21 protein-coding genes are annotated in these 25,204 nt (G+C 45.6%); 6 read left to right on the plus strand and 15 right to left on the minus strand.

All coding sequences use genetic code 11. The annotated features are described in order from the left end of the window. Positions 1–17: 17 nt before the first annotated feature. Both N773_RS0108230 and N773_RS0108235 read left to right on the plus strand, forming a co-directional pair. Positions 18–1,151 (plus strand): exonuclease SbcCD subunit D, encoded by a 1,134-nt coding sequence (locus tag N773_RS0108230; protein WP_024857345.1) that lies wholly within the window; start codon positions 18–20, stop codon positions 1,149–1,151. After that, the gene (locus N773_RS0108235) at positions 1,148–3,922 is read left to right on the plus strand and encodes an AAA family ATPase (RefSeq protein WP_024857346.1); all 2,775 of its coding nucleotides are present in this window, start codon (positions 1,148–1,150) and stop codon (positions 3,920–3,922) included. The genes N773_RS0108230 and N773_RS0108235 overlap by 4 nt, the downstream gene beginning before the upstream one ends. Here the strand turns inward: N773_RS0108235 and N773_RS0108240 are convergent. Together N773_RS0108240 and N773_RS0108245 are read right to left on the minus strand one after the other, a co-directional pair. After that, a complete protein-coding gene (locus N773_RS0108240) occupies positions 3,915–4,433 on the minus strand; it encodes a nucleoside recognition domain-containing protein (RefSeq protein ID WP_024857347.1) in 519 nt (172 codons plus the stop codon). The genes N773_RS0108235 and N773_RS0108240 overlap by 8 nt on opposite strands. Then, positions 4,434–4,994: a nucleoside recognition domain-containing protein gene (locus N773_RS0108245; RefSeq protein ID WP_043537852.1), complete on the minus strand. Its 561-nt coding sequence runs from the start codon at positions 4,992–4,994 to the stop codon at positions 4,434–4,436. Positions 4,995–5,288: 294 nt separating this feature from the next. Here N773_RS0108245 and N773_RS0108250 point away from each other — a divergent pair, with 294 nt between their 5' ends. Further along, the gene (locus N773_RS0108250; RefSeq protein ID WP_024857349.1) at positions 5,289–5,534 is read left to right on the plus strand and encodes an AbrB/MazE/SpoVT family DNA-binding domain-containing protein; all 246 of its coding nucleotides are present in this window, start codon (positions 5,289–5,291) and stop codon (positions 5,532–5,534) included. 100 nt (positions 5,535–5,634) lie between these two features. Here the strand turns inward: N773_RS0108250 and nagA are convergent, their stop codons facing one another. The 5 genes from nagA to N773_RS0108275 all read right to left on the minus strand — a co-directional run bounded on the left by nagA (position 5,635) and on the right by N773_RS0108275 (position 11,208). Continuing rightward, positions 5,635–6,768, minus strand: a complete 1,134-nt coding sequence (gene nagA, locus N773_RS0108255; RefSeq protein ID WP_024857350.1) for an N-acetylglucosamine-6-phosphate deacetylase — start codon at positions 6,766–6,768, stop codon at positions 5,635–5,637. An 11-nt stretch (positions 6,769–6,779) separates the two neighbouring features. Then, a complete protein-coding gene (locus N773_RS0108260) occupies positions 6,780–7,844 on the minus strand; it encodes an ATP-grasp domain-containing protein (protein WP_242840367.1) in 1,065 nt (354 codons plus the stop codon). A 102-nt stretch (positions 7,845–7,946) separates the two neighbouring features. Further along, positions 7,947–9,581, minus strand: coding sequence for a hypothetical protein (locus N773_RS0108265; protein WP_024857352.1), 1,635 nt, complete (start codon positions 9,579–9,581; stop codon positions 7,947–7,949). A 221-nt stretch (positions 9,582–9,802) separates the two neighbouring features. Then, entirely contained in the window at positions 9,803–9,967 is a 165-nt protein-coding gene (locus tag N773_RS22570; protein WP_196231614.1) for a hypothetical protein, read from the minus strand. 8 nt (positions 9,968–9,975) lie between these two features. Further along, positions 9,976–11,208, minus strand: coding sequence for an RNA-splicing ligase RtcB (locus tag N773_RS0108275; protein ID WP_024857353.1), 1,233 nt, complete (start codon positions 11,206–11,208; stop codon positions 9,976–9,978). Between the two features lie 497 nt (positions 11,209–11,705). Here N773_RS0108275 and N773_RS0108280 point away from each other — a divergent pair, with 497 nt between their 5' ends. Together N773_RS0108280 and N773_RS0108285 are read left to right on the plus strand one after the other, a co-directional pair. Next, a complete protein-coding gene (locus N773_RS0108280) occupies positions 11,706–12,485 on the plus strand; it encodes an ABC transporter permease (protein ID WP_024857354.1) in 780 nt (259 codons plus the stop codon). A gap of 55 nt (positions 12,486–12,540) precedes the next feature. Further along, positions 12,541–13,278: an ABC transporter ATP-binding protein gene (locus N773_RS0108285; protein WP_024857355.1), complete on the plus strand. Its 738-nt coding sequence runs from the start codon at positions 12,541–12,543 to the stop codon at positions 13,276–13,278. A gap of 453 nt (positions 13,279–13,731) precedes the next feature. Here N773_RS0108285 and N773_RS0108290 read toward each other — a convergent pair whose 3' ends face one another. The 8 genes from N773_RS0108290 to N773_RS0108335 form a co-directional block, all read right to left on the minus strand. Further along, complete coding sequence (locus tag N773_RS0108290) at positions 13,732–14,292, minus strand: GNAT family N-acetyltransferase (RefSeq protein ID WP_024857356.1); 561 nt, start codon at positions 14,290–14,292, stop codon at positions 13,732–13,734. Between the two features lie 336 nt (positions 14,293–14,628). Next, entirely contained in the window at positions 14,629–15,123 is a 495-nt protein-coding gene (locus N773_RS20010; RefSeq protein ID WP_024857357.1) for a VanZ family protein, read from the minus strand. Continuing rightward, positions 15,113–16,450: a CCA tRNA nucleotidyltransferase gene (locus tag N773_RS0108300; RefSeq protein WP_024857358.1), complete on the minus strand. Its 1,338-nt coding sequence runs from the start codon at positions 16,448–16,450 to the stop codon at positions 15,113–15,115. Before N773_RS0108300 ends, N773_RS20010 begins: the two co-directional genes overlap by 11 nt. 95 nt (positions 16,451–16,545) lie before the next feature. After that, positions 16,546–18,621 carry a glycoside hydrolase family 36 protein gene (locus tag N773_RS0108305; protein ID WP_024857359.1) on the minus strand — a complete coding sequence of 692 codons (2,076 nt, stop codon included), beginning with the start codon at positions 18,619–18,621 and terminating at the stop codon, positions 16,546–16,548. Between the two features lie 10 nt (positions 18,622–18,631). Continuing rightward, positions 18,632–19,822: a bifunctional phosphopantothenoylcysteine decarboxylase/phosphopantothenate--cysteine ligase CoaBC gene (coaBC, locus tag N773_RS0108310; protein WP_024857360.1), complete on the minus strand. Its 1,191-nt coding sequence runs from the start codon at positions 19,820–19,822 to the stop codon at positions 18,632–18,634. Between the two features lie 406 nt (positions 19,823–20,228). Beyond that, the gene (locus N773_RS0108320) at positions 20,229–20,693 is read right to left on the minus strand and encodes a hypothetical protein (RefSeq protein WP_024857362.1); all 465 of its coding nucleotides are present in this window, start codon (positions 20,691–20,693) and stop codon (positions 20,229–20,231) included. 385 nt (positions 20,694–21,078) lie between these two features. Then, positions 21,079–22,494: a sensor domain-containing diguanylate cyclase gene (locus N773_RS0108330; protein WP_024857363.1), complete on the minus strand. Its 1,416-nt coding sequence runs from the start codon at positions 22,492–22,494 to the stop codon at positions 21,079–21,081. Between the two features lie 147 nt (positions 22,495–22,641). Next, positions 22,642–23,601 carry a DMT family transporter gene (locus N773_RS0108335; RefSeq protein ID WP_024857364.1) on the minus strand — a complete coding sequence of 320 codons (960 nt, stop codon included), beginning with the start codon at positions 23,599–23,601 and terminating at the stop codon, positions 22,642–22,644. Positions 23,602–23,796: 195 nt separating this feature from the next. Between N773_RS0108335 and murD the strand changes: the two genes are divergently transcribed. After that, positions 23,797–25,191 (plus strand): UDP-N-acetylmuramoyl-L-alanine--D-glutamate ligase, encoded by a 1,395-nt coding sequence (gene murD, locus N773_RS0108340; RefSeq protein WP_024857365.1) that lies wholly within the window; start codon positions 23,797–23,799, stop codon positions 25,189–25,191. Positions 25,192–25,204: the final 13 nt, after the last annotated feature.

A 25,204-nucleotide genomic window follows, 5' to 3' on the forward strand; every position in this document is an offset into this window, starting at 1 on the left:
TGCAAAGGAGGATATCAATGAGATTCGCACACGTTTCCGATCTTCATCTTGGCAAAAGGCTGGGAAGCTACACCCTCATCGAAGATCAGCGCTACATACTTTCACAGATAGCTGATATCGCTTCGGCTGAAAAATGTGACGGCATACTCATCGCGGGAGATATCTACGACAAAAGCGCACCCTCGGCAGAAGCCGTGAAGCTGTTCGGTGAGTTTCTCACAAAACTCCGCAGGAACAAGCTTTCAGTCTTTATCATCAGCGGAAATCACGACAGCCCCGAAAGGATAGACTACGGCCGCGAAATTTTGGCTGATGCCGATATACATATATGCGCCTGCTATGAGGGCAGTGGTGCCGTGAATACAGTTTCGGACGAGTACGGAGAATTGGACATCTGCTCCGTTCCCTTTATCAAACCCTCCTTTGTACGCGGATATTGTCCTGATAAGGAGATAAAGACCTACACCGATATGATGAGCGCAGTCATCGAGCAAAGCGGCATCGACAGAAACAGGCGCTGCATAATGATGTGCCATCAGTTCATCACAGGTGCAATCACCTGTGATTCGGAGTATATCTCCGTGGGAACGCTGGATAATATCGGTTCAGAGGTTTTTGAAGGCTTCGACTACGTTGCACTCGGGCATATCCACAGTCCGCAGAATATCGGCAAAAATATACGCTATTGCGGAACACCGCTGAAATATTCGGCATCGGAGATAAGCCACAAAAAATCCGTAACGATAGTTGATATCCGTGAAAAAGGCGATACCGTGATAAATACCGTTCCCCTCGTGCCCATGCGCGATGTCATGGAGCTGAGAGGAGAATATAACGAGCTTATGGAGCGCAGTTACTATGAAAACCTCGATACCGACGGCTTCTACTTCATAACCCTGACCGATGATACCGACATACCAAACGTCATGCAGAAGCTAAGGACAGTCTACAACAATATCGTTCAGCTGAGTTTTGATAACAAACGAACCCAGACGATATCCGAGGTGACAGGTGCCGTGCACACCGACAGCAAAACTCCCTTTGAGCTTGTAGCCGAGCTTTTCAAAGAGCAGAATGGCGATGATATGACTGATGAGCAAACGGAGTACATCAAAGGTTTGATAGACAGTATATGGGGGGACAGCTTATGAGACCGCTGAAACTTACAATGCAGGCTTTCGGTCCCTACGCCGAAAAGACCGTGATAGATATGGAACAGCTGGGCGGACAGGGTCTTTACCTCATTACGGGTGATACTGGTGCAGGCAAGACCACCATATTCGATGGTGTGTGCTACGCCCTTTTCGGCAAGGCAAGCGGCGACAGCAGAACTGTCAATATGTTCAGGAGCGAGTACGCCGAACCGGGTGTTATCACCTATGCCGAACTGCTTTTCGATTACGGCGGAACTAAATATCTCGTACACCGCGAACCTCGTCAAAAGATACCGAAAAAGCGCGGCGAAGGTGAGACCGACCTCAACACCACCATCGAGATATACGTATACGGTCAGGAAAAGCCCATAGCTTCGGGCGAAAACGAGGTCAATGACAGAATTAGATCTATACTCGGACTTGACCACGGACAGTACCGGAATGTAGCGATGATTGCTCAGGGAAGTTTCGCAGAACTGCTGAACACAAAAACCGAAAGCCGTACAAAGATACTCAGTGCAATATTTTCCACAGGGAAATACAGAGTTCTCCAGGAAAGGCTGAAAGAAGAAGCCAACGCCGTTTACCGCAGCTACAAGGACTCGGAGCTGAAAATAGGCTCACTGCTTGGAAATATAAGGCTCGGCGCAGAAGACCCGTACCGTGAAGAGATAAGTTTCGCGGCGCAGAATCCCGAATCTGCCGCCGATACGGATATCGAAGATATCTGCCAAAAAGCTCTTGAATATGAAAAAGCCGAAGCTAAAAAAGCGGCAGATGAATACAAGGAGGCGGACAAACAGCATAAGACCGCCACCCTCGCTCTTGAAAACGGCAAAAAGCTGACAGAGCTTTTCCACAAGCTTGAACATTCCGAAAAGGATATGCAGGAACTTCTGCCCGAGCTGGAAAAAGCCGAAAAAGATGCTAAAGCCATGCACGAAAAGCTCCCCGAGCACAAAGCGCTGATAGGTCAGATAGCCGCGGAAGAAAAACAGCTTCAGCTTTACGATGATGCGGAAGCTGTTCTTAAAGAATCCGAAAAACTCAGTAAAGCCGCTGATGCCGAAAACAAAAAGCTTGAAGCCCTTAACGGACAGCTTTCGGCTGATACCAAAAAACGCGAAGAGCTTAAAAAGTTCATCACCGACCTGGGCGATATCGGCGCAAAGCTGGCTGAAACATCAGGAAAAGCGGATAAACTGAACAGCGAGCTGGAACACATAAAAGCCATAGGTGTGGAATTTTCCGAAGCGGACAAACTAAAGGAAAAGGAGAAGTCTGCCCGTAAAGCTTACGAATCTGCACAGCAAGAAATGGAACGCCTTGAAAAGCACTATTCCGGGCTGTTTGCCCTTTATCTTGCAGAACAGGCGGGACTTCTGGCAAAGGAACTTGAAGAGGGCAAGCCCTGCCCTGTTTGCGGCTCGGTGCATCACCCCCAAAAAGCGTCGATATCCGAAAAAGCCCCCGATAAGCAGACAGTTGACAAGGCTTCTGCCGAGCTGGATACAGCCCGAAATACAGCCCTGAAAGCGGCATCATATCATGCCGGGGCAAGATCAGCCCACGAAAAAGCCGTGGAATCCGCTATGGCTCATGCAGGAAAGTATGCCGAGGGCTGTACCCCCGAAAAGGCTCTTGAAAACGCACGCAACGACTACAAACAGATAAATGATGAACTGAAAAAACTGATATCTGCACAGAAAGAGCTGACAAATCAGGCAAAGCAGAAAACTGCCGCCGAACAGGAATCAGCCCTACTCGAAAAACGCATCGAGGAAAACAGCAAAAACATCTCCTCTTTGCAGGGCAGCCTGAGAGAGCTGACCGCTAAGGCAGAAGAAAAAAAGCTTACAGCTAAAAAACAGCTCGATTCTCTGCCGTGTGCTGACAAAGCCGAAGCGATGAAGCATATCTCGGAGCTGAAAGCCAAGCAGTCAGCCCTTGAAAAAGCTATATCCGATGCCGATAACAAACTTGCTCAGCTTGAAAAACAGCGTACAGAACTTTCAGGACACCTGAGCGAACTGAAAGAGCAGACAAAACGTAAAAATCGCCCCGACTGCGAAGCTCTCGATCTGTCGATGAAAGAGTGTGCAAAACGCGCAAGATCGGCACTTGATAAGCGCGACGAGACAGTAAAATGTCTTTCTTCCGCCGAGGATACTCTCAAAAAAATACGCTCAGAGCTTGCCAGCAACCGCGCACTCAGCAGAGAGTACAGCATAAAAAATGCCCTCAACAGCACCGTTAACGGCACTCTTGCAGGCAAACAGCGTGTGACCCTTGAGGTATTCGCTCAGATGGAGTATTTTGACAGGATACTCGCCCATGCCAATGTCAGACTTTTACAGATGACCAACGGACAGTACGAACTTATACGAAGCGGTACCAGCCGCGGCAATACCAAGATAGGTCTGGATATCGACGTAAACGACCATTTTACAGGCAGTACCAGAAGCATACGCTCCCTTTCGGGCGGCGAGAGCTTTATGGCTTCTCTTGCACTGGCGCTGGGATTTTCAGATGAGATACAGCAGTCTTCGGGCGGCGTAAGGATAGATTCGATGTTCGTCGATGAAGGCTTCGGCACGCTGGACGACGAGACCCTCGATCAGGCAATAAAAGCACTGAACGGTCTGGCTGAAAATTCAAGGCTCGTGGGCATAATCTCCCATGTGCCCGAACTCAAAGAAAAGATCGACAGACAGATAGTGGTCACAAAGGATAAGTCCCTCGGCAGTGCCGTGAAGATAATCACCTGATAAACAGCCTGACCATCAAAGGCGACAATATGAAACCTGTAATATCTGCTGCGGCAGCTGCGATAAAAACGCGGCTGCCGAGTTTTTTTGTCATGGCGGAAGAGTATACCGCTATTGTATAAAATGTGGTTTCGGTAGAAGACATCAGCACCGCCGCCGTCCTGCCTGCAAAGCTATCGGGGGAGATACGTGTATACAGTTCATCGAGAGATGCAATAGCCCCGCTCCCAGATACAGGACGAATCAGCGCAAGTTCAATACATTCCTGCGGAAAGCCCAGCTTTTCAGCCAGTGGGGAGATGACCCCTGCCAGATGTGCAGAAGCCCCGGAAGCACCGAACATTCCCACAGCTGTCATTACCAGCACAAGTATCGGTATAAGCTCCGCAGCGGTCTTCAAGCCCTCTGATGCCCCTGCGGTGAACTCCCCTGTCAAATCGGCACGCCTGAACATTCCGAACAACAGTATGAATGTGATGATAAGGGGTACAGTCATGTTTGTTAAGGTCATTTATTTTTCCTCCGAAAACAGGATTGATGCGGTCACTATTCCCACCACAGCCGAGCATACCGAGGTGACAAGTACAGCGGGAAGTATCTCCATAGGTGAATCAGAACCGTGTGCAGAGCGCAGTGCTGCTGCCGTAACAGGGATAATCTGTATCGACGCCGTGTTGATAACTGTTATAAGTGCGGTATTACGTTTTGGGCGTGAGCTTTTTTCAAGCCGTCGGACGGCTTCGATACCCGTAGGTGTAGCGGCATTTCCCAAGCCAAGCAGATTCGCTGTGAGATTAAGGCTCACAGCTTTTTTTGAATCAGTATCCAGCCTGCCAAAAATCAGCCTTATCAGCGGAGACATTGCCCGCGCCATAAAACGTGTCAGCCCCGATCTTTCGGCTACCCGCATAAGCCCGCACCATAGTGCCATTGAACCCGCAAGGTATATGCCCAGTTCCACTGCTTTTACGCACTGCCCCAATGCCGCATCGGAGATCTCTGCCCAGCCGCCATCAGAAAATCCTGCGGCCACGGATAAAACAAGCATTACCGCCAGTACAAATGCCAACATTTCAGCCCTCTTCTCTTTTAGATTAATATTTTTATTTATTTGCTAATTATTTACTTATTCTCATTCGGGAAAATTTACAAATTTTACAAGTAAAAATATACCTTTCAGCGCCGCAAATATTCAATATAGTAATATTTTGATGTGCATTTCGCTGAAATCACTTTTTTGAATGACAAACAATTGACATACCGTTCAAATTTGCTTGACAAGCTTTGTACAAATTGGTATAATGTATATACCATATATAGTCAGTCTGAAACGGCTGAAAATCTATCCGGGAAAGGAATTGAGAAAATGAAATCCATAGGAATCGTAAGAAAGGTCGATGATCTGGGAAGGATCGTTCTTCCCATCGAGCTCAGAAGAACATTTGATCTCGCAGTTAAGGATTCTATCGAGATCTATACCGAGGACGACAAGATCATTCTTAAAAAGTATCAGAGAAAATGTATTTTCTGCGGCGCTACCGAGAACCTTGTTGACTACAAGGACAAATCGATATGCACAAACTGCATTTCCGAGATCAAGGGCGCTAAGTAATTAAAGAACACCCTCTGCTTTATTCTATGCAATCTGATCCAACATAAGAACCAGCATAAAAGTTCAAGACCCATCGGCTTGCTGCCGACGGGTCTTTTGTTTATCGGGTATATACGGCTTTTAGGGAAAGATCTTTTCTGTCGAGCAGCAGAATATGTGCCGCTTTGCCGACGGATATGCTGCCGTATTTTTTATCCTCGCCTATGGAACGGCATGGATTGATAGTCGCGGCTTTAAGGGCGCTTTCAAGGGGTATCCCCATTTCCACCGCAGTACGCAGGCAATCCGCAAGGGGTGTCACACTTCCCGCAAGAGTACCGTCCGAAAGCACAGCGCGGTTCCCTTTCACCGATACCCGCTGTCCCCCCAGCTGATATTCACCGTCGGGCATGCCCGCAGCTTCCATACTGTCACTTATGAGTATCATACGGTCATCGCCGAACAGCCTGAAAGCCGCTCTTACCGCGGTTTCGGAAACGTGAACGCCGTCACAGATGATCTCGGCGAATACTCCCGCCGTATCGAATGCCGCGCCTATCAAAGATGGTGCGCGGTGGTTGAAAGGCGGCATAGCATTGTACAAATGTGTGATGTGATCCGCACCTGCCCCAAAGGCTTCAACTGCTGTATCGTAGTCACATGAAGTGTGTCCCAATGAAAATCGCATACTGCCCGAAAGCTGACGTATACATTCAATTGCACCATCTGTTTCGGGGGCTATCGTCACCAGCTTTATAAGACCGCCTGAGATCGACTGCCATGCCCGCAGTTTATCCGCCGAGGGCGGCTGTATCAGTTCTTTTTTCTGTGCGCCGCATTTTTCGGGAGATATGAAAGGTCCCTCCAGATGAACGCCTATCAGCTTTGCCCTGTCCTTGTCAGCAGAATTTTTTGTGTACTCCCCTGCTGTGCGGAGTATCTCTGCAATATCCTCATCGGGCAAAGTCATGGTAGCAGGACAGATAGTCGTCACGCCCTGTGAATATTCAAATTCGGCTATAGATGAGATAGCTTCCGCAGTGCCCTCACAGAGATCATGCCCCGCACATCCGTGAAAATGTATGTCGGTAAGTCCCGGGACAACATAACAGCCTGAAGCGTCCACCACCTCACCGCCGTACTTTATCATCGCATAAGCAGGAAGCACCCCCGTGATAACTCCATCTTCCGTCAGCACCGAAAGGTGTTCAAAGCGGCATTTTTCGGTAAATACCAGACCATTCTTTATCAGCATATCACCACCGCCTACGGCATAACGATGAAGCCCGCAACTTCGCCCACACGAACATCGTGCAGACCGTTCAAAATGGCTTCGGTGTCTATCTTATCCCCCAAAGCATAGCTTACAGACAGCTGAGGGAAGTTCACACCCACAGCGTCAGCCTTGTAACATCCCCCCGCCATACGGGTGTTTATCTCCATGAATACGTGTTCGCCGTTCAGTGGACGAAGCTGTATATTGTAGGGATATTCTATGATGACTTTTTCAGAGATACGCTTTGCGATATCGATAAACTCCTTATCAAAACGCAGAGCGGTTATGTGGCTGTCGATCTTGCACCTCGGCACAGCGATAAGCCCACTCTCCGTCCTCATACAGTCAATGCTTATCTCGGGTTCGTTTAAATACGGCATTACCACTGTGGGGTATATCCTACTGCGGTTTTTAAGGTCGGCAAGGTAGGACTGATAGCTTATATCCTCGGGCATGGATTTCGGCGCATCATCATCGTAAAGCCGTCTGTAAGTTATACCGCCCTCATCGCGGTCAGCCTTTACGCATACCTTATGCTCCCTGCCGTACTTTTCCTTTACCATCGCATATGCCCGCTCAAAGCCCTCAACAGTGGTGATGCGCTCCATGTAGGGCGTTGCACAGAGTTCATTCGACCGCATGAATTCGCATGACTTCATCTTGCTGTCAAGCATATCATTCTGTTCGGTGTTGCCGTCAGCAGTAACGCGGGTGCCTATCGCCGTAAATTCGTCGATATGGCTTATGACCGCCGCCCTCCATCGTTTCGGGAAAAATACGTCAACCGAATGTTCCTTGCAGAAACTCAGTGCCCATTCGGCATACTGTTCTCCGTTTACACCGTTGGGTTCGATGTACCTTTCGTCCGCCGATGCACCGAAAACAAAATCAGGCTTTTTAGCCGATGCGATCATGTAGTTGCGTTCATCACGTTTCAGCAGTTCAATGAAATTATAAGCCTGGCTGAACCAGTGATTGAACCATATTACTCTCTTGCCGTTTTTCATGTCATATCTCCTTGATGATAGTTTGCTGTTTGTGATCTTGTTATCCATATTCCGGAAGCATTCTTTTCCCACGCCTGCGGCGGGGGAAAGAATGCACCAAGCTAAATATCGTTTGACCGCTATTTTAAATGGTACACTAAATGCCCAACCTTATTCTCCGATTTCAACACTGTCATAGAACACAGGTTTGCCCTCAGAATCTCTGGCAGTTACAGTGAAGCCTGTCACCCTGTCGTCCTTGTATTTCGGTTCGCATTTATAGTCAAGTACCATGCCCTGTTTTGTCAGACAGATTATCCTGCTGTCGCATTTTTCCTTGATATCCGCGCATACGGTCGGCATGAATACAGTATTGTCCTCACTCTGTGTACCGCCGAATTCAAAGGGTATCAGCGCAACACTTCTGCCATCGGAGGGGTCAGCATCCCTTAGTGCCAGCGCCATCTCCATTCTCTCGGAATACGGAGGTATTTCCGAACCGTCCGACAACGGAACATACACGGTATCACCCTGCACAGTCATCGAGAAATCTTCACTGTCGCCGTAATCATAGCCGCCGCGCAAAGTGTAGGCAGGCTCGCCATTTTCACTGTGATACACCGTCATATAATACATAACATAAAGATCAAAAAGCTCCTCATCAGTATCATCGAAAGAACCGTAGCAATACTCAGCGTGCCTTAAAACGCTATGTCTTACCTTTTCATATTTATCAGCAGAAGGCTCTTTGAAATCCGCCAGACAGCGTTCAAGATCAAGCTGATCCGCACCATTAGTAATATCAACATCGACTTCCCAGCCGTACCTTAAACTGGTTTCCACGCCGTGTTCCAGTTCCTTATTGGGAACGTAATTATTGTACTCCCTGAAACGCCTGTCGAGAACTTCTTCAAGCTTTGTACGCAAAACCTGAGAATAGGAATTTACATAGTAGTAGCGGCAGTCACCCACAACCTCAAAATAATCAAACTGATAGCTTGCACATTGTGAATCATACCCAAAGCCAAAACCGTTTCTGCGCATACTGCTCCAGTAATATGTGTTGGTGAAATTATACACTTCCTCACTTATCATATCTTTGCTGAAACAGTAGTCGGTACACTCAAGCAACAGAACAGGGCTTTCCTTTCCGCTCCTAACCGCTTCGATAACTTCTGCGGGAATAAGGCTGAAAAACTCCTTGCTGACCAGATCTCTGTCAAGCAGCCACATCAGGTAATACGCCATAGGCATTGAAGCGTATTCGTATATAAGATCGTCGTCAGCGTAGGCAACCTCAGGTGAGATATTGCAGTGGTGATATTCGTCTGATGCAGCATCGTAGTGCCATTCGGCTTTTTCAATGTCAAAATTATCAATAGTAATTTTTGAAGTGAAAGATTCCGCAGGCGAAAGCTTGTCGGCTTTTCTACCTATCAATATGGCAGATATTCCCAGAACGATACACACCAGCTGAAGCAGCAGCATTTCTTCAAGCGTGACATCGTCCTCTGTCATCTGAAACATCACCGACAGACCTGTACCCGCGGTAAACAGCCGCATAAAGATATTGCTTGTAAGAACCATTTTTTTACCGGACGCTTCCCTGACCAGACCGCCGATACTTATCAGGCAAAGCAGAGCGAACATGACCGCCCAGGGTACAACAGCTATAAGCGGTTCAAAGGGGGTTTCGCCTTTGGCAGGCGAAATATTGGCACCTATCCCGGCGACACACATTACAAATTCAAATATACCGAGAATTGAGAACAGAATGTTCTTTATAAAGCTGCCTGCCTTACTCAATTTCGTTTCCTCCTTTTGAGCGATTTTCAAACATAGAAATTATATCATATATTAAAGCAAAAGTAAAGCGATAGCATAGCTGGGATAGAATGCCAAGGAAGAGAGCTTTGGGTCAAGCCTGCTAGCGCGAGGCATATGCCGACGCAGTCGCATAAACCGCGCGCTTTAATTCGCGGCAGCGTTTGTTATTGGCGCACCTGTTCTGCCGCGAAATCAAGTCGTCAAACCAAAGAATTCTTATGTTTTATCTTACGCGAATATATCTTCCCGCTCGGCACTTTCTTCGTCACAGGTACTGTTCCGCCCCATGTCCCCCGCCGCATATTATCTATCTTCCTACGCTCCTTAGCGCTCATCTTTTCATAAGGTATAAATTTCTCTTCCATATGCTCTCCTATCTCTTTCTCGATCTTCCATGTTCCTCGGCTTCCCCTGCCTTGAAGTTATATATCGGCTTGATGATATCCTCGATCTCACAGGTATCGCCTATATTATTCACGATATCATCTATGCTCTTATACGCCATCGGGCTTTCATCTATGGTCGCGGAGCTTACCGAAGTGCTGTATATGCCCTTCATTTCTCTCTTGAACTCCGTCAGTGTAAGCTGAGCTTTTGCCGCTGAACGCGACAGTATCCTGCCCGCGCCGTGGGGTGCGGAATAATTCCAGTCGGGATTTCCCTTGCCTGTACAGATAAGACTGCCGTCACGCATATTTATGGGGATAAGCAGAACTTCCCCCGCCTGTGCCGACACTGCACCCTTTCGCAGTATCATATTATCCGTATCGATGTAGTTGTGTATGGTCGTGAACTGCTCCTTTACGTGCAGGCTCATTCCGTCGATTATCTCGTCCATCATCGCCTGACGGTTCAGCATGGCGAACTGCTGAACTATCTTCATATCATGTATATACTGCTCAAAAAGTTCACCCTCGGTATATGCAAGCTGCTTTGGAACATCAGTGCGCTTGGTGTTTTTCAGCTTGGTTATCTCGGTCTGGATCTGCTTATCCCTGCCCTCTTCTTTCAGACGGGCTACAAGTTCATCGATATCGGGCTTTGCACAGCCGTTCAGGCGCTTGTATGCTTCCTCCTGATAGAACTTTGCAACTTCAAGCCCCAGATGACGTGAACCAGAGTGTATAACGATGTACACCCCGCCGTCACTGCCCTTGTCAGCTTCGATGAAGTGATTTCCTCCCCCGAGAGAACCAAGGCTGTGTATCGCCTTATCGTGATCTATATGATCGTAGCAGTAAAGTTCGGTCAGGTCTATCTTGTTATTGAAGCGGTGAGGCTTCTTCCGTATATCGAACCCCGAGGGTATCTCGCGGTATATCAGCTTATCCAGCTGCTGAACTTCGATGTGCTTCTCTTTCAGCTTAACTGTTTCCATACCGCATCCGATATCCACACCCACAAGATTCGGCACAGCCTTGTCGGTTATGGTCATGGTAGTACCCACGGTACAACCCGCACCCGCATGGACATCGGGCATTATGCGCACCCTCTGTCCCTCGGACATGGGCTGGTTCATAAGTTCTATTATTTGTGATACGGCAGTTTCATCGCATATATCGGTGAATACCTTTGCGGTGCCGTACTTTCCGTTTAATTCAAACATATTTATCTCCTTTGTGTCTGTCAATTGTTTAAGCTGTCGGTGCAATTATAGTAAACGGCATAAAAAAAGGTGTGCTCCCATATGGAAACACACCCTGTATGCTAAATTTTTCCAGCTTAACGCTGACTGCACCGGCGAGTCCCCTGTAATATTATGTTGTTTGCGTTACTAAACTGATATATCTTTTTCATCTGACTCACCGTCCTTTCATAGTTTTTATATTTGTCCTGCTGACATGGCTTATTATACCCGAAGAAATAGGATTTGTCAATAGTTTACGATATAAATTTTTCTGCCAACTTCCGAATACATCTGCAAAAGTATGAAACATCTATTCCGCAGGATAACTGCCAGCTGTCACAAACGCCTATTTTTCCACAAAAAACATCGGAGTGCCACTGCTTTTTTGTGAGAATAAATAGTTGACAATAAAATGCCGTTATGGTAATATATATAAAGATGTTGTGCCGGAGGCATGACCGATCGAGAGGTAAAATATGTTTAAGGAACAGATAGAAAACTTCAAACGATACCGATTTTTGCTGAAAGAGTTAGTAAAAAAAGGCATCAAGCTAAAATACCGCCGTTCATATCTCGGTATTTTATGGACTCTGCTGGAACCTGTGCTGACGACTTGTGTGCTTTCACTGGTATTCGGCAAATTTTTCCAGAAAGGCGATAAGAGCTTTCCCGTGTACATACTGACAGGCAGACTGCTTTACACCTGCTTTTCAACGGGAACCAAAAACGCTATGAAGTCCATACGGCAGCACGCGGGCATGATAAAAAAAGTATATGTGCCAAAGTACATATATCCGCTATCGGGCGTGCTTTTCAATTTTGTGATATTTTCGATATCGCTGATAGTGCTTGTGGGGGCTATGTTCGTTTTCAACGTGAAGCCTACATTGTGGATATTCACAGCGATCGTACCGCTTGCAATGCTTTTCCTGCTGACATTCGGGGCAGGAATGATACTTTCAACAATGTCAGTATTCTTCCGTGACCTGGAGTATCTCTGGGACGTTGCGCTGATGCTTATAATGTACACCTGCGCGATATTCTATGTACCTGAAAAGATCAATGCTAATCAGTGGATATTCAAGCTGAATCCGCTGTATGCGATAATCAAGGATTTCAGAGCCGCAATATACGGCGAGAATATGTTCGCTTCTCCCGCATGGGTGATAATGCCTGCGGCGGTAAGTGTGCTTTCCGTCATAGTCGGCGTACTGATGTTCAAGAAACATCAGGATAATTTTATTCTTCATATATAAAAACATCTGCCCTCTTTGCATGATTGCATAGAGGGCATAATGAAAGGAAAACTCAATGTCTAATTATGCGATAGAGGTAAAGAACGTCGGCATGAAGTTCAACCTCAGTCAGGAAAAACTTGACAGCCTTAAAGAATACGTGATAAAAATGCTGAAAGGTCAGCTGAAATACAACGAATTCTGGGCGCTTAAAAATGTAAATTTCAAAGTAGAAAAAGGCGACCGTGTAGGTATCCTCGGTCTGAACGGTGCGGGCAAAAGTACACTGCTGAAAGTCATAGCAGGAGTTTTCAAGCCGACCGAGGGCGAAGTCATAAGACACGGCAGGATCGTTCCTCTGCTTGAACTTGGTGCGGGTTTCGATTCACAGTACACAGGGGCTGAAAACATCTACCTTTACAGCGCGGTGCTGGGCTATTCAAAGGAATTCGTTGACAAAAAGTTTGATGAGATCGTAAAGTTCGCAGAGCTGGAAAAGTTCATCGATGTACCGATAAAGAACTATTCATCGGGTATGAAAACAAGGCTGGGTTTTGCAATAGCAACCCAGATAGAGCCAGATATACTGATACTTGACGAAGTACTCTCCGTCGGCGATGCAAAATTCCGCAAAAAGAGCGAAGCCAAGATAATGAGTATGTTCAAGTCAAACGTGACGGTGCTGTTCGTATCCCACTCACTCGATCAGGTAAAGAGGATATGCAACAAAGCCATACTCCTTGAACACGGCGAACTCATCGCGGCAGGCGAAATCGATGAAGTCGCAGCCATATATGAAGAAAAGACAAAATGATACGAAAATTTATGCCACAGTATTTCTGATGTTTATTCAGAGGTGCTGTGGGATTTCTTTTTACATAGCTGTTGTTGGGCTGGTCGAATATTTGCTGTGGTGGATAGCTTTGCGAGGTTTCGCCCCTCAGCTGCGACTGTGTCGGCAGCTGAGGGGCGAGAAATCGGATACGCTTCGCTGTCCGATTTCGGGCGCGGCAATAATTTTACGCAAATAGTTTGAGCGTGGACGTTTATATTGTCCACGCTCTGAGTTTCTTTATTGCCGCGCCTTTTTGGGTCGGATGTTTGGTTTGCTATTTATGGCTTTATTACCTCGTCGCTTTTGCGCCTTGACCGAGAGGCTCTGCCCCTCAACAGTCAGCTTTGCTGACTGTGGCTCCCCGCAAGCCTTTCGCGAAAGGCTTGAGCCAAAGCTCTTCTCCTTGGCATTCTTACCCAAGTTTGTGTGTTCTTAATACACTCCGTCACTTCTCAGGCAGCTCCAGATAGTCACGTCTATCAATTCATTTCTGCACCTTTCGTACTGTCGCAAAGTACCCTCGTTGACAAAACCCAGCTTATCCAGAAGCCGCATCGAAGCCACATTCTGAACTTCAACAAAGGCTTCAACACGGTTGATATCCGTTCTTGTGAAGATGAATTTCATTATCGCTCCCAGCGCCTCGGACATTATACCCATGCCCCAGCGGTCTCGCCTGAGTTCATAGCCGATCTCAACCTTTTTGTCATCTTCGGATATACAGAAAAATCCGCAGGTACCTATCAGCTTACCGCCGGCTTTCTCTTCTATCCCCCACCTTATCATAGTCTTGTCCGCTAAGCCGTCCATAAACATCTTCGCCAGATCGTCAGCTTCCTCGCGGCTTTTCAATGGCAGTCTGTCATAGTACTTCATGACCTGTTTGTCCGAGAAAATTTCGTAAAGATCCTCCGCATCATCGGCGGTTATGGGTCTCAGCAATACTTTCTCCAACTCGATCGTCAATTGTTCCTCAAAAATAGATGATATCATATTGTCTCCTTTTCTGTCTTCTGAAACATCTCTCATGGTTCTATTTTTACACTTGTACCGAAAATTGCGGAATACAGGCACTTTGCCTGCACTCTTCTTTTATATTCCCGTTCATATTTTTTTATCGGGAATATCATTTATCCGATACCCGATAATATTATAAATCATAAAACACAGGCTGTCAATGATTTCGATTTATTATGAACAAAAGATGTGCAAATCATACAATTCACAAGACACGTTAATGTCACATCGATAGAATATATTCCGAAATATCAAGATATTTATACAAGCCAAAAGCGCCTTACATAATGTAAGACGCCAAAAGTATATATTTCAATAATAGCTGTTTTTTCTGATGATAGTCCATGCCGTAAAATATACCGCAATACAGCAGGCGACGACAGCACCGAACAAAGCACCTGTTGAGTCTATGATGACATCACGCATCATTCCCGAACGCCCGGGGACAAATGTCTGATGGAACTCATCAGTACAAGCATACAAAGCCGCCGCGGCAACAGAGCACAGCAATCTCAGTATACGGTTGCGTATGCCGTAAAAAGCCGAAAATGCAAGTCCCGCAAGTAAAGCATATTCCGAAAAATGCGCGCATTTCCTGACAAAAGTCGTGACCAAAGAATATACAGCTGCCTTCTCGGAAATTGGTTTATTATCAAAATCTTTAAAGAAAAAATAGATGACCTTCATAACTATAGTTCTGCTTTGATTGCTCGAATCAGTTGCAGGTGATGAAGAAAAAACAAATATAACTACGCACATCGCTATCAGGATCACCCATCTAAAGAAGTTAAATAATTTACTGTCCATAAAACTTCCCCCTTATGAATGTAAGAAGTGTCTCGCGCTCGTTCTCGATCTCCTCATCTATAACAGCTTCAAGTGCCGTATTCAGGGCGTTCTTTATATCAGCACCGCTGAATCCCATTGCGATCATATCATGACCGTTAATTGCGAGATCAGCGGTCTTTAAACAGCACATCTCCTCTTTTATCTCATCGCCAAGCTTTGCAAGAAGTTCCAGTTCTGCCAGCTTTTCCTCACGCATATAGTCCGACTGCGCCAGAGTATCAGCTCTGCGGACTTTCAGCCAGTCCACATAAAAATCATAGTCATATTTTGCTAAAAATCTCTTGACAGTACGCCGTTTTGGAAAAATACGGTTATCATGTTCAAGTACCAGCGAGGTCACTCTTTTGAGGGTCTTGTTGGAACATTTCAGCCGCGTAAGCACTGTCTCAGCGATATCTCTGCTGCTTAGCTGATGCAGTTTGAAATGATCGACACCATTCTCGTCAGTGACCTTTTTCTGAGGCTTGCCGATATCATGAAACAGCATAATAAGGCGCAGATCTTCGTCATTTTCGATTTTATCAATACTTCGGCATATGTGCTCATACACCGTATAACAATGGTGGATATTGTGCTGTTCACAGCCGATACATGGTATGATCTCAGGAAGTATCACACCGATTATATCCGAATATTCCAGCATTATCCTGCATACAGCCTTACCGCAGAGAAGCTTTTTCAATTCGGAAAATATACGTTCAGCAGAAATTGCGTTGAGCAAATAAGATTTTTTGCGCATAGCAGCAGCTGTATTTTCTTCTATATCAAAGTCCAGAACAGACGCAAATCTTAATGCGCGCATGATACGGAGGGCATCTTCATCAAATCTGTCTTCTGCGACTCCTACACATCTGATAATGCGGTCTTCCAAGTCATTTTTACCATCGAAGAGATCAACTGTCCCTTCATTCGGATTGAAGCACATAGCATTTACAGTAAAATCACGGCGTTTCAGATCTTCACATAGTTCTGTTTCAAATTTTACCGAATCAGGTCTTCTGTGATCAGTATACTCACCATCACTGCGATAGGTAGTCACCTCAACAGGCATATGCTCCGACATCACAGTAAGAGTTCCGTGTTTCAGACCCGTTTTTATGGTGTGAAAGCCGCTGAATATCTCGACCATCCTATCAGGGGTACAATTGGTGCAAACGTCGTAATCATGGGGCTCCTTGCCCATCATAGCATCTCTTACACAGCCCCCGACGATGTAGGCTTCATATCCGTTTTTTTCTAGAATATCTATCACCGCAGCAACATATCGCGGTATTTTAATGTCCATAAATCCTCCCTGTTAAATCAACTATCCTGTTCTCCACATAAGCAATTTTTGGCAATTATCTAATCACAATTTCTGGTTATTTATGATTTCGCAATTTATGACCGTTCCTCCATCATAAACAGCCGCGCAATATTCGGTCTTCCAAATCTAACAGTAAGTGTCCTGTTATTTGGATCATAAGCATATTTTTCCTCATTGTAAGAGGGATAAATACATCTGACTTTAACATCATTTAAACCATTGTTTATCGGAATACTGCAGTTTTCGGAGCCATCTCTATGCCATACTGCAAGGTATATCCGTCCATCGCACCTAAGCCCCAAGGCAGACCAACTATCCAAAAATTCAGACACACCCAGTGGATAGAAAGGAAGAGCCTTGGCGATATCCCTGCGTATAGATCTGTATACCTCTATACCCTCTTTGACAATAGCCTGTATTTCTGAATCCAAACGGTCCAAGTGTCCACTCAGATGTACTCGTGATAGCATTGCATTCACCATATTGAATACAGCTTCTTCCCTGTCATCTGTTTCCGACAGGAATGACCGTACAGCAGCTTGTTCGGGGCACACAGCAGACGGCGCATTAGCAGCGATAGCGGCGTATTTTCGGTAATCTTCCTGACTTGGGATAGATTGTATCGAACATCTCGAAAGCAGTGCATAGTCCATTCTCCGACCTCCGTCAGAGCAATTTTCGACTATAACCTTGGGATGACGTTCAAAAACGCCGTCTAGCCACGCTAAATAGGCTCTTTCGTGTTCCAGCAGACCATCACCGAAGCTGTCAGCATTATTTTCTGTACCAATGCCGGGCTCGATGTTGCAGTCCATTTTTATGTACCCGAATCCATACTCGTTTATCAGTCTGTCCACTGCCGCATCACAATACTCACGCACCGCAGGTACGCGGAAATCCAGCTGATATCTGCTTTTGTCGATCACTCTTTTGCCGTTTCTGACGAAAAACCATTCATCTGGAAGATCATCCGCCATGGGACATTTTATACCCATTGCTTCGATCTCCACCCTTACGCCGGGGATCATTCTTTTTTTGCGAATGTGATCAGTTACTTCACGCAGTTTATCTGGAAGTATTTTCCCATCCTCGTGCCATCCACCTATCCTGTCACACCGAATATCATCAGCGTACAAACCTGCATCAATGCAAAAATATTCGCATCCAACTTCTGCCGCAGCATCGATAAGCGAAAGCTCTTTTTCATTTGTAGGGTCAGTCCAAAGGCAGTTCAAACAGCCGTTGAATATCACCGGAAGATTTGTGTTATCGCGGCTTTTGCGTCTTATAAGACGCCTGTACTTCGTCATTTCAGCAATGGCTTCATTGAATCCGCCGTTCACAGCACACACTCCGCAATATACAGATCTGAAACTATCGCCCGGTCTCAATATTTTCGACCAATGCGAACCTATCTCCGACGGTCCCGAAAGCTGTAAGTACATATGCCCCTCACGGTCGGAGATCTCCCAGTGCCACGAACCGTTATGCTCGATCTGCCACATCAGCGCCCCGCCAACTTCGGTATTCTCGGCATATCCCATCGGTATATACTCCTTTGAAGACAGGTTTCCGACGTTCGTTACGCCCAAGACCTTCGATGAATTCTGCTGTTCAGGGCTGTAAAACCGCCATTGCAGCTCTCTCTTCCGCGAGTTGTGACATATCCCGACGCGCAATTTTTCGTCCTGCGGCTGAAGACCCTCTTTTTCTATACCAGCCAACGAAAATGATGATACATACTCTAAAGTCCGATTTTCAGTACTGCAATTATTGACATCAGTCCACACTCTCACAGCACGCGTGCCTGTGTAGAACTGCATATGTGAAACTGTTTCAAGCCCCGTTTCTTCATCAAAGCAGACTATCTCAAGCTTGCGTCCGATAGAGTTGTTAATATCTTTAAAATTCTTATATTTCAACCGATTTCCCAATGCGTTTATTCTGCACTTATTGCCGTGCCATTCTCCCGCACTGTCTATTCCGCTGATCTTCATTTCCACCAAATTGAACCCTGTATTGCCTGCTTTTGACGCCATTGTGCTTTCATCAAAAGGCAGTGCAGAGAAATGCAGAAGCTTTATCAGCTTTTCATCGGTTATCTCAAAAACGACGTTTATGCCATTTTCAAATATTTGTATTCTTTTCATGATCCAGCCTTTAAAGGTCACGAAGCTTGTCAAGTATCCTGTGGGCAGCTTCTTCCTTTGACATCAGCGGCAGTTCATCAGCGCCGTCCTTTGTTATCATTGTGATGACATTCGTATCAACGCCGAATCCCGCCCCCGCAGTCCTGAGAGAATTTGCACATATCATATCGCAATTTTTGCTGTGAAGTTTTTTGGACGAATTCTCAATAACATTCTCAGTCTCCATTGAAAATCCGCAGATCTTCTGACCCTCACGCTTGTGCTCACCAAGATATTTGAGGATATCCTTAGTGCGCTTCAGCTCGATGCTCATATCATTATCGGACTTTTTGAGCTTATTATCCGCAGTTGTCTTTGGAGTATAATCCGCCACAGCCGCCGCCTTTATAATAAAGTCCTGTTTATCGGACAGTTGAGTGACCGCATTGAACATATCCTCCGCGCTCTCAACAGGCACATAATTCACAAAAGGCGGTAACTGCGCCTCCGTATGACCCGCAACGAGAGTTACCTCAGCACCGCGAAGCATCGCCGCTTTCGCCACTGCGATGCCCATTTTTCCGCTTGAATGGTTCGTGATAAAGCGCACAGGGTCGATGGATTCACGGGTCGCACCCGCCGTCACAAGCACCCGCTTGCCCGCAAGGTCTTTCTCGCAGGCTATCTCACGCAGGATATACTCGTAAAGCACCTCGGGCTCGGGCATTCTGCCGTCACCACTGTCACCGTTTGCCAGCATACCTCTGTCGGGCTCGACTATCTTATACCCGAATTTCCGCAGTTTTTCGATATTATCCTGAACTATCGGGTTGTGGAACATATTGTGGTTCATAGCAGGTGAGACAATTTTTGTACAGGTGCAGGCCATCACCGTTGTTGTCAGCATATCGTCCGCAATGCCCGAAGCCACCTTGCCTATGACATTAGCCGAAGCAGGGGCTATCAGCACAACATCAGCCTTTTTCGCCAGCGCAACGTGCTCTACCGAATACTGGAAGTTCCTGTCAAAAGTTTCCACCAGACACTTGTGCCCCAGCAGACTTTCAAAAGTTATGGGATTTATAAAATTGCACGCATTCGGGGTCATGAGTATCTCCACATCAGCCCCCTGTTTTTTCAGCATACGCGCAAGGTTTGGTATTTTGTAGGCGGCAATCGAGCCTGTAACGCCGATGACCACGCATTTTCCGTCAAGTAACATGAAAAATCTCCTTTCACTCCGCTTCACGCCATATATTGTTTATTATTATAACACATTTTTATTTTTTTAGCAATAGAGAACAAACAGACATTTTGTCAGTCGGTCAATATCTCGTCTTCATCTATCTCTTTCAGCTTTTGAGTATAATAGTTTGATACCCCTGTTCTTATATTTAGCTTAACATATAATGGCAGCAGATCTCCGGAATACATATATTTTTACGTCCATATTCAAGAAAAGAATTAAGATCAACTATCTCATCAAAAACAGGTATCACATATTTCAGTATGTAATCTACCGACTGTTTAACGGCAGTTTTCATGGTTTCGGGATCTTCTTTATCATATACAAATTCAAATGATCCTTCGATGCATTTTTCTTTTCGGCTTCTTCGCTTCATAACAGATTAGTTAAAAGGTAATACTCCTAAACGCTTCTGAAACTCATTTTTCATTCCTTTACCGCAGTAATAATCAAATGAATCATCCAACGTAATGCTTCCGTTTCGCTTAATTATTACTGCCTTTTCGAAACCTGACATATAGACCAGGTCGGATTCAAAGTCATTTATTATTCTTTCAATAAAGTAAAGGATACTTTCGTTTGAATTAATACCTTCGCAACTTTCGAATGAAATAAAGTAGTTTACATCAACATCATAATCGTTTTTCAATAGCTCAATATCAATCTTTTCCATAAAATACATAGTAGCAATTATCTTATCGTTGATGAATGTGTAAATATCACCTATTCTTTTATCAACTATGTGATTTACAGAATTGTTCGATGAGCAATACAGATCGTTAGTCAAATAATCTATTAGATTATCCACACTATCAATTCTTATTTCAACATTTTTTTCTAAAGACATAGTATATCACCTTATAATTCTCATTAATTTTCCATTTTTGATAATCAGCAGTTCGTCTTTTGTCAGCTTATCAGTATTAAATATATGGTTAACATTAAGTAATATACCCATCATAATTACCCCTGTATGAAGTGACATTCCTAATTTATATAAACTTTTATTTAAGTATAACATCTAACGCATTATATGTCAATGATCTTTGCATAAAAAAGCCGCACCCGTAAGTGCGGCAAAAGCTTATTTCCTGTTGTATCTATTGCATTTTCAGGTTCGTCAGAATGTGTTTATTATTCCCGAAAACTGCATCGTTCACCGTCATTGGATCTGTGTTACATCATATCATCGTACAAATGTTCCACATGGAACATTTGTGCTAATCCGAATATCACTTTGCAACAGAAGATCGTTTCTTTTCGGGGTGCATCTCGTAATAGTGCTTTTTGTCGAGATACATATTTTCGTCAGCCACGCGTAATGCCGTTCTTACTTCAGCCAGAGCAGGCTCATAAGCGTAGCCTACCGCAAAGACCAGATCGCTGTATTTTTTCGCCGTTTCCCTGAGTTCCTCCGTTTTCCGGTATAGCTCTTCTTCCGTAACGTCTGTCAGCACAACAACGAATTCATCGCCGCCCGCCCTGAAAATATCATGGGGACTGAATACCTCCTGCAAAGCCGCCGACGCTTTTTTCAGCAGTTCATCGCCTGCCGTGTGACCCTTGGTGTCATTTATAACTTTCAGACCGTTCAGGTCAGCAAATACAACGCCCACCGATTCACCTTTCTTGCCCTTGATAAGCGCATCCACATAGTTGTTCATCTCGTTGCGGTTCATCACGCCTGTCAGCATATCCTTTGAACTGAGAACATGAAGCTTATCCATCATCTTATAGCTGTATATTTCTGAAGCCAGTATGAATGTAGTAAGTTCCAGCGTCTCCTTGATGGTGTCAGCAGCTTCAGCACTGAAATTCAACGCCCAGATATAGCCCAGAAGCTCATTCTTGAATTCAAGCGGGAAGAGCACAATGGTCTTGCCGCCCGCCTTGGTTATAGAATCATGCCATACGGGGTTTCTTTCTCTCACGACCTCCATATCGCTTTCTCTCTTGACGATAAGGCAGTTGCTTCCCGCAATGGTATCCTTCCAGGATTCAGCAATACTGTAAAAGTTTTCATCGAGATATTTTTCCATGGGCAGCAGCTTGCTGTCCTTTGAAAAAGCCTCGCAAAGCACCGAGCAGGAACGCTTTGCTTTATCCATAAGAAGCAAACAGCAGTGTTCCGAATCGCAAAGTTCGCGGATATCCTCGCATATATCATTCATTATCGTACTGAAATCATCGTCGCTTCTCAGCCTGATACAGGTCTCCAGTACCGCAGATGCGATATCCGCCGATATGGCAGAAAGCCTCTTTGCATCGGGCTTGAAGTTTATTTCCATTATATACATACAGTAATGCAGGTTTCCCTCATCGCCTGCCAATGGCAGGAATGACATATTGAACCATACATCAAATCTTGCAGGGTGAGCGTAAGAATGAAGCAGCTTTTTTTCCACCGCCGCGCGATAGCATGAATCCTCAAAGTTCAGGTCGCGGTTAAGATATTCCGTATACTCACTGTTGGGTACAAATTTTTTTGTCAGCATCACAACGTTTTCCATCGGACGTTCGATAGTATCAAGATAAGCCCGATTACCTGTAACTATCCTGAACTTTCCGCAGCTGCCGTCCTCAAAAGTTTCAACCGATACTACACAGGCAGCTGTGGATATACTGTCAACAACATTCTGGAAATCCATATGCCCCTCCATTTCCATCGGACATTACTATCATGTCCGACAAATAATTTACGGCAGATCAGCGATCCTACCGTCGAGTGTTACATATATTATATCACGATGTCACAAAAATTTCAAGTATTATCCGATAATTTAGCTATAATTTTTTCACACTTTGTCTTTAGTATTCGACACATCGTCCATTTTGTGAGGCTTTTTTATGTTCACAGTTGCTATACCCGCACCTATCAGAAGAAGTGCCGCCGCATATCTTATCCCAAGCTTATCACCAAGCAGAACCGCCGAAAGCATAACTCCCATGACAGGGTTCATAAATCCGTAAACTGATATCTTTGAAACATCGTTGTTTTTGAGAAGTATCCCCCAGAGAGTGTACGCCACACTTGATACCAGCGCCAGATAGACAAGGAGTGCCACAGCCTTGAAAGAAACAGGCGAAGACCCGTCACTGCCGCCCGATACCATCATTCCGCACTGACCGACTGCCGTCATCACCGCACCGCCGAATATGAACTGCCAGCCGCTGAAAAGGACAGTATCGTGTTCCGAGGAATATTTCTTTATCATCGAAGAAGATACACCATAGCACAGCGCCGAAAGCGCCACAAGCCCGTCCCCGGCCGGGCGGAAAAAAAATCCCGCAGGCAGGATCTCCACAAGTATAACTCCCGCAAGTCCCAGCAGACAGCCTGTCAGTTTTCTGATGGTAAGTTTTTCCATCCGCATTACCACACAAGCGATCATCATGGCAAAAAAGTTTGTCAGGGAATCCACTACCGCCGAATTCACACCTGTCGTATGGGCTACTCCTATATAAAAGAAAACGTACTGTCCTATGGTCTGGAAAAGACTCAGGAACATTACCTTGCCCCATTCATCTCTCCGAGGTATAAGCAGTTTTTTACGTGCAGCACCCGCAAAAGCTATAACAAGTATCCCTGCAAGGAAAAATCTTATACCAGCAAATCGTATTACCTTCCATGTTTCGTCCCCGCCGATATCCCACAGCTTATATCCTATCTTTATCGAAGGAACAGCGCTCGCCCACAAAAAACAGCACAGCAATGCGCCCGCGAATACTGCGAGTTCCTTTTTTAAACCTTTCATCTCATCACCCGAAATGATTATACACCATATTTATGTATAAATCAAGGTCTTCAAAAATGCCTTCTGACGCTTTTTTTCATTATTCTTTCTTTATCCCCTTGCGTTTTGCGGGAAAATAGTGTATAATATAATAGATAATTTGTGTTTGCAGATAAGACTGTGACATAAAGACATTGAAATAAAGGAGAAATTACAATGACTAAGGCACAAAAGTACTTCAATGCAATAAAGGATAAAAGAGTCGCTTTCATCGGCGTGGGAGTGAGCCATACCGACCTTATAAAGGTATTCCTTTCCAAAGGCATAAACTGTGTTATCTGCGACAAGCGTGAAGAAGACGAGTTCGACCCTATGCTGATAGAGGATTTCAGGTCTAAGGGCTGTGAATTCTCACTGGGCGAGAATTATCTCGATGAACTCTTCAACTGTGATATAGTTTTCCGTACCCCGGGTATGTACTACAATGACCCCGTTCTCACAAAGGCAAGAAAGCAGGGTGTTGTCATCACCTCCGAGATGGAGACTTTCTTCGACCTCTGCCCCTGCAAGACCTATGCACTGACAGGTTCTGACGGAAAGACCACCACAACCACTCTCGTAAGCGAGTTTCTCAAATCCGAGGGCAAGAGGGTACATCTGGGCGGAAATATCGGCAAGGCGCTCCTGCCTCTGGTGGAGACTATCTCCGAGACAGATGTGGCTGTCTGCGAGCTTTCAAGCTTCCAGCTGATTTCCATGCGCGAGAGCCCCGATGTTGCGGGCATTACAAATATCCGCCCCAACCATCTGAACGTTCACGGCACTATGGAGGAATATACCCTTGCAAAGTGCAATATTCTCGACCACCAGAACGCATATTCAAGAGCTGTCCTCAGCTTTGACGATGAAGTGACCCATGGTCTTGAAGACCGTGTACGCGGCGACCTTGCTTGGTTCAGCATCAAGGAAAAGCCCGATAACGGCGCATTTCTCCGTGAAGACGGTATGCTGTGCTACAACGAGCGCGGAAAAGTTACCGAATATGTACATATGAAAGATATAAAGATACCCGGTATGCACAACGTTGAGGATTATCTCACTGCCATAGCTATGACATACGGTGAGGTCAAGCCCGAAAATGTTGCTAAGATAGCCAGGGAATTCGGCGGCGTTGAGCATCGTATAGAATTTGTAAGAGAACTGGACGGCGTTAAGTATTACAACAACTCCATAGCTTCCAGCCCCACGAGAGTTCTGGCTTGTCTTGCCGCTTTTGACCAGAAGCAGATAATGATACAGGGCGGTTCCGATAAGGGCGTAAGCTTTGAGCCTATGGCTGCACCTATCTGTGATAAGGTAAAGGTGCTGATACTCATGGGTCAGACCAAGGACAAGATACGCGCCGCTGTGGAAGCTGCACCCAATTTCAAGGGCAGCGGACTGAAGATAATCACCGTCAAGGATATGGCAGAAGCTGTACGCACCGCCCGCGAATATGCAGAGGAGGGCGATATCGTATCGCTGACACCTGCCTGCGCAAGCTTTGATATGTACCGTATGTTCGAGGACAGAGGCAGACATTTCAAACAGCTGGTAAACGAACTCAGCTGAGTATAGTATAGGA

Source organism: Ruminococcus albus AD2013 (assembly GCF_000526775.1).
GTDB lineage: Bacteria > Bacillota > Clostridia > Oscillospirales > Ruminococcaceae > Hominimerdicola > Hominimerdicola alba_A.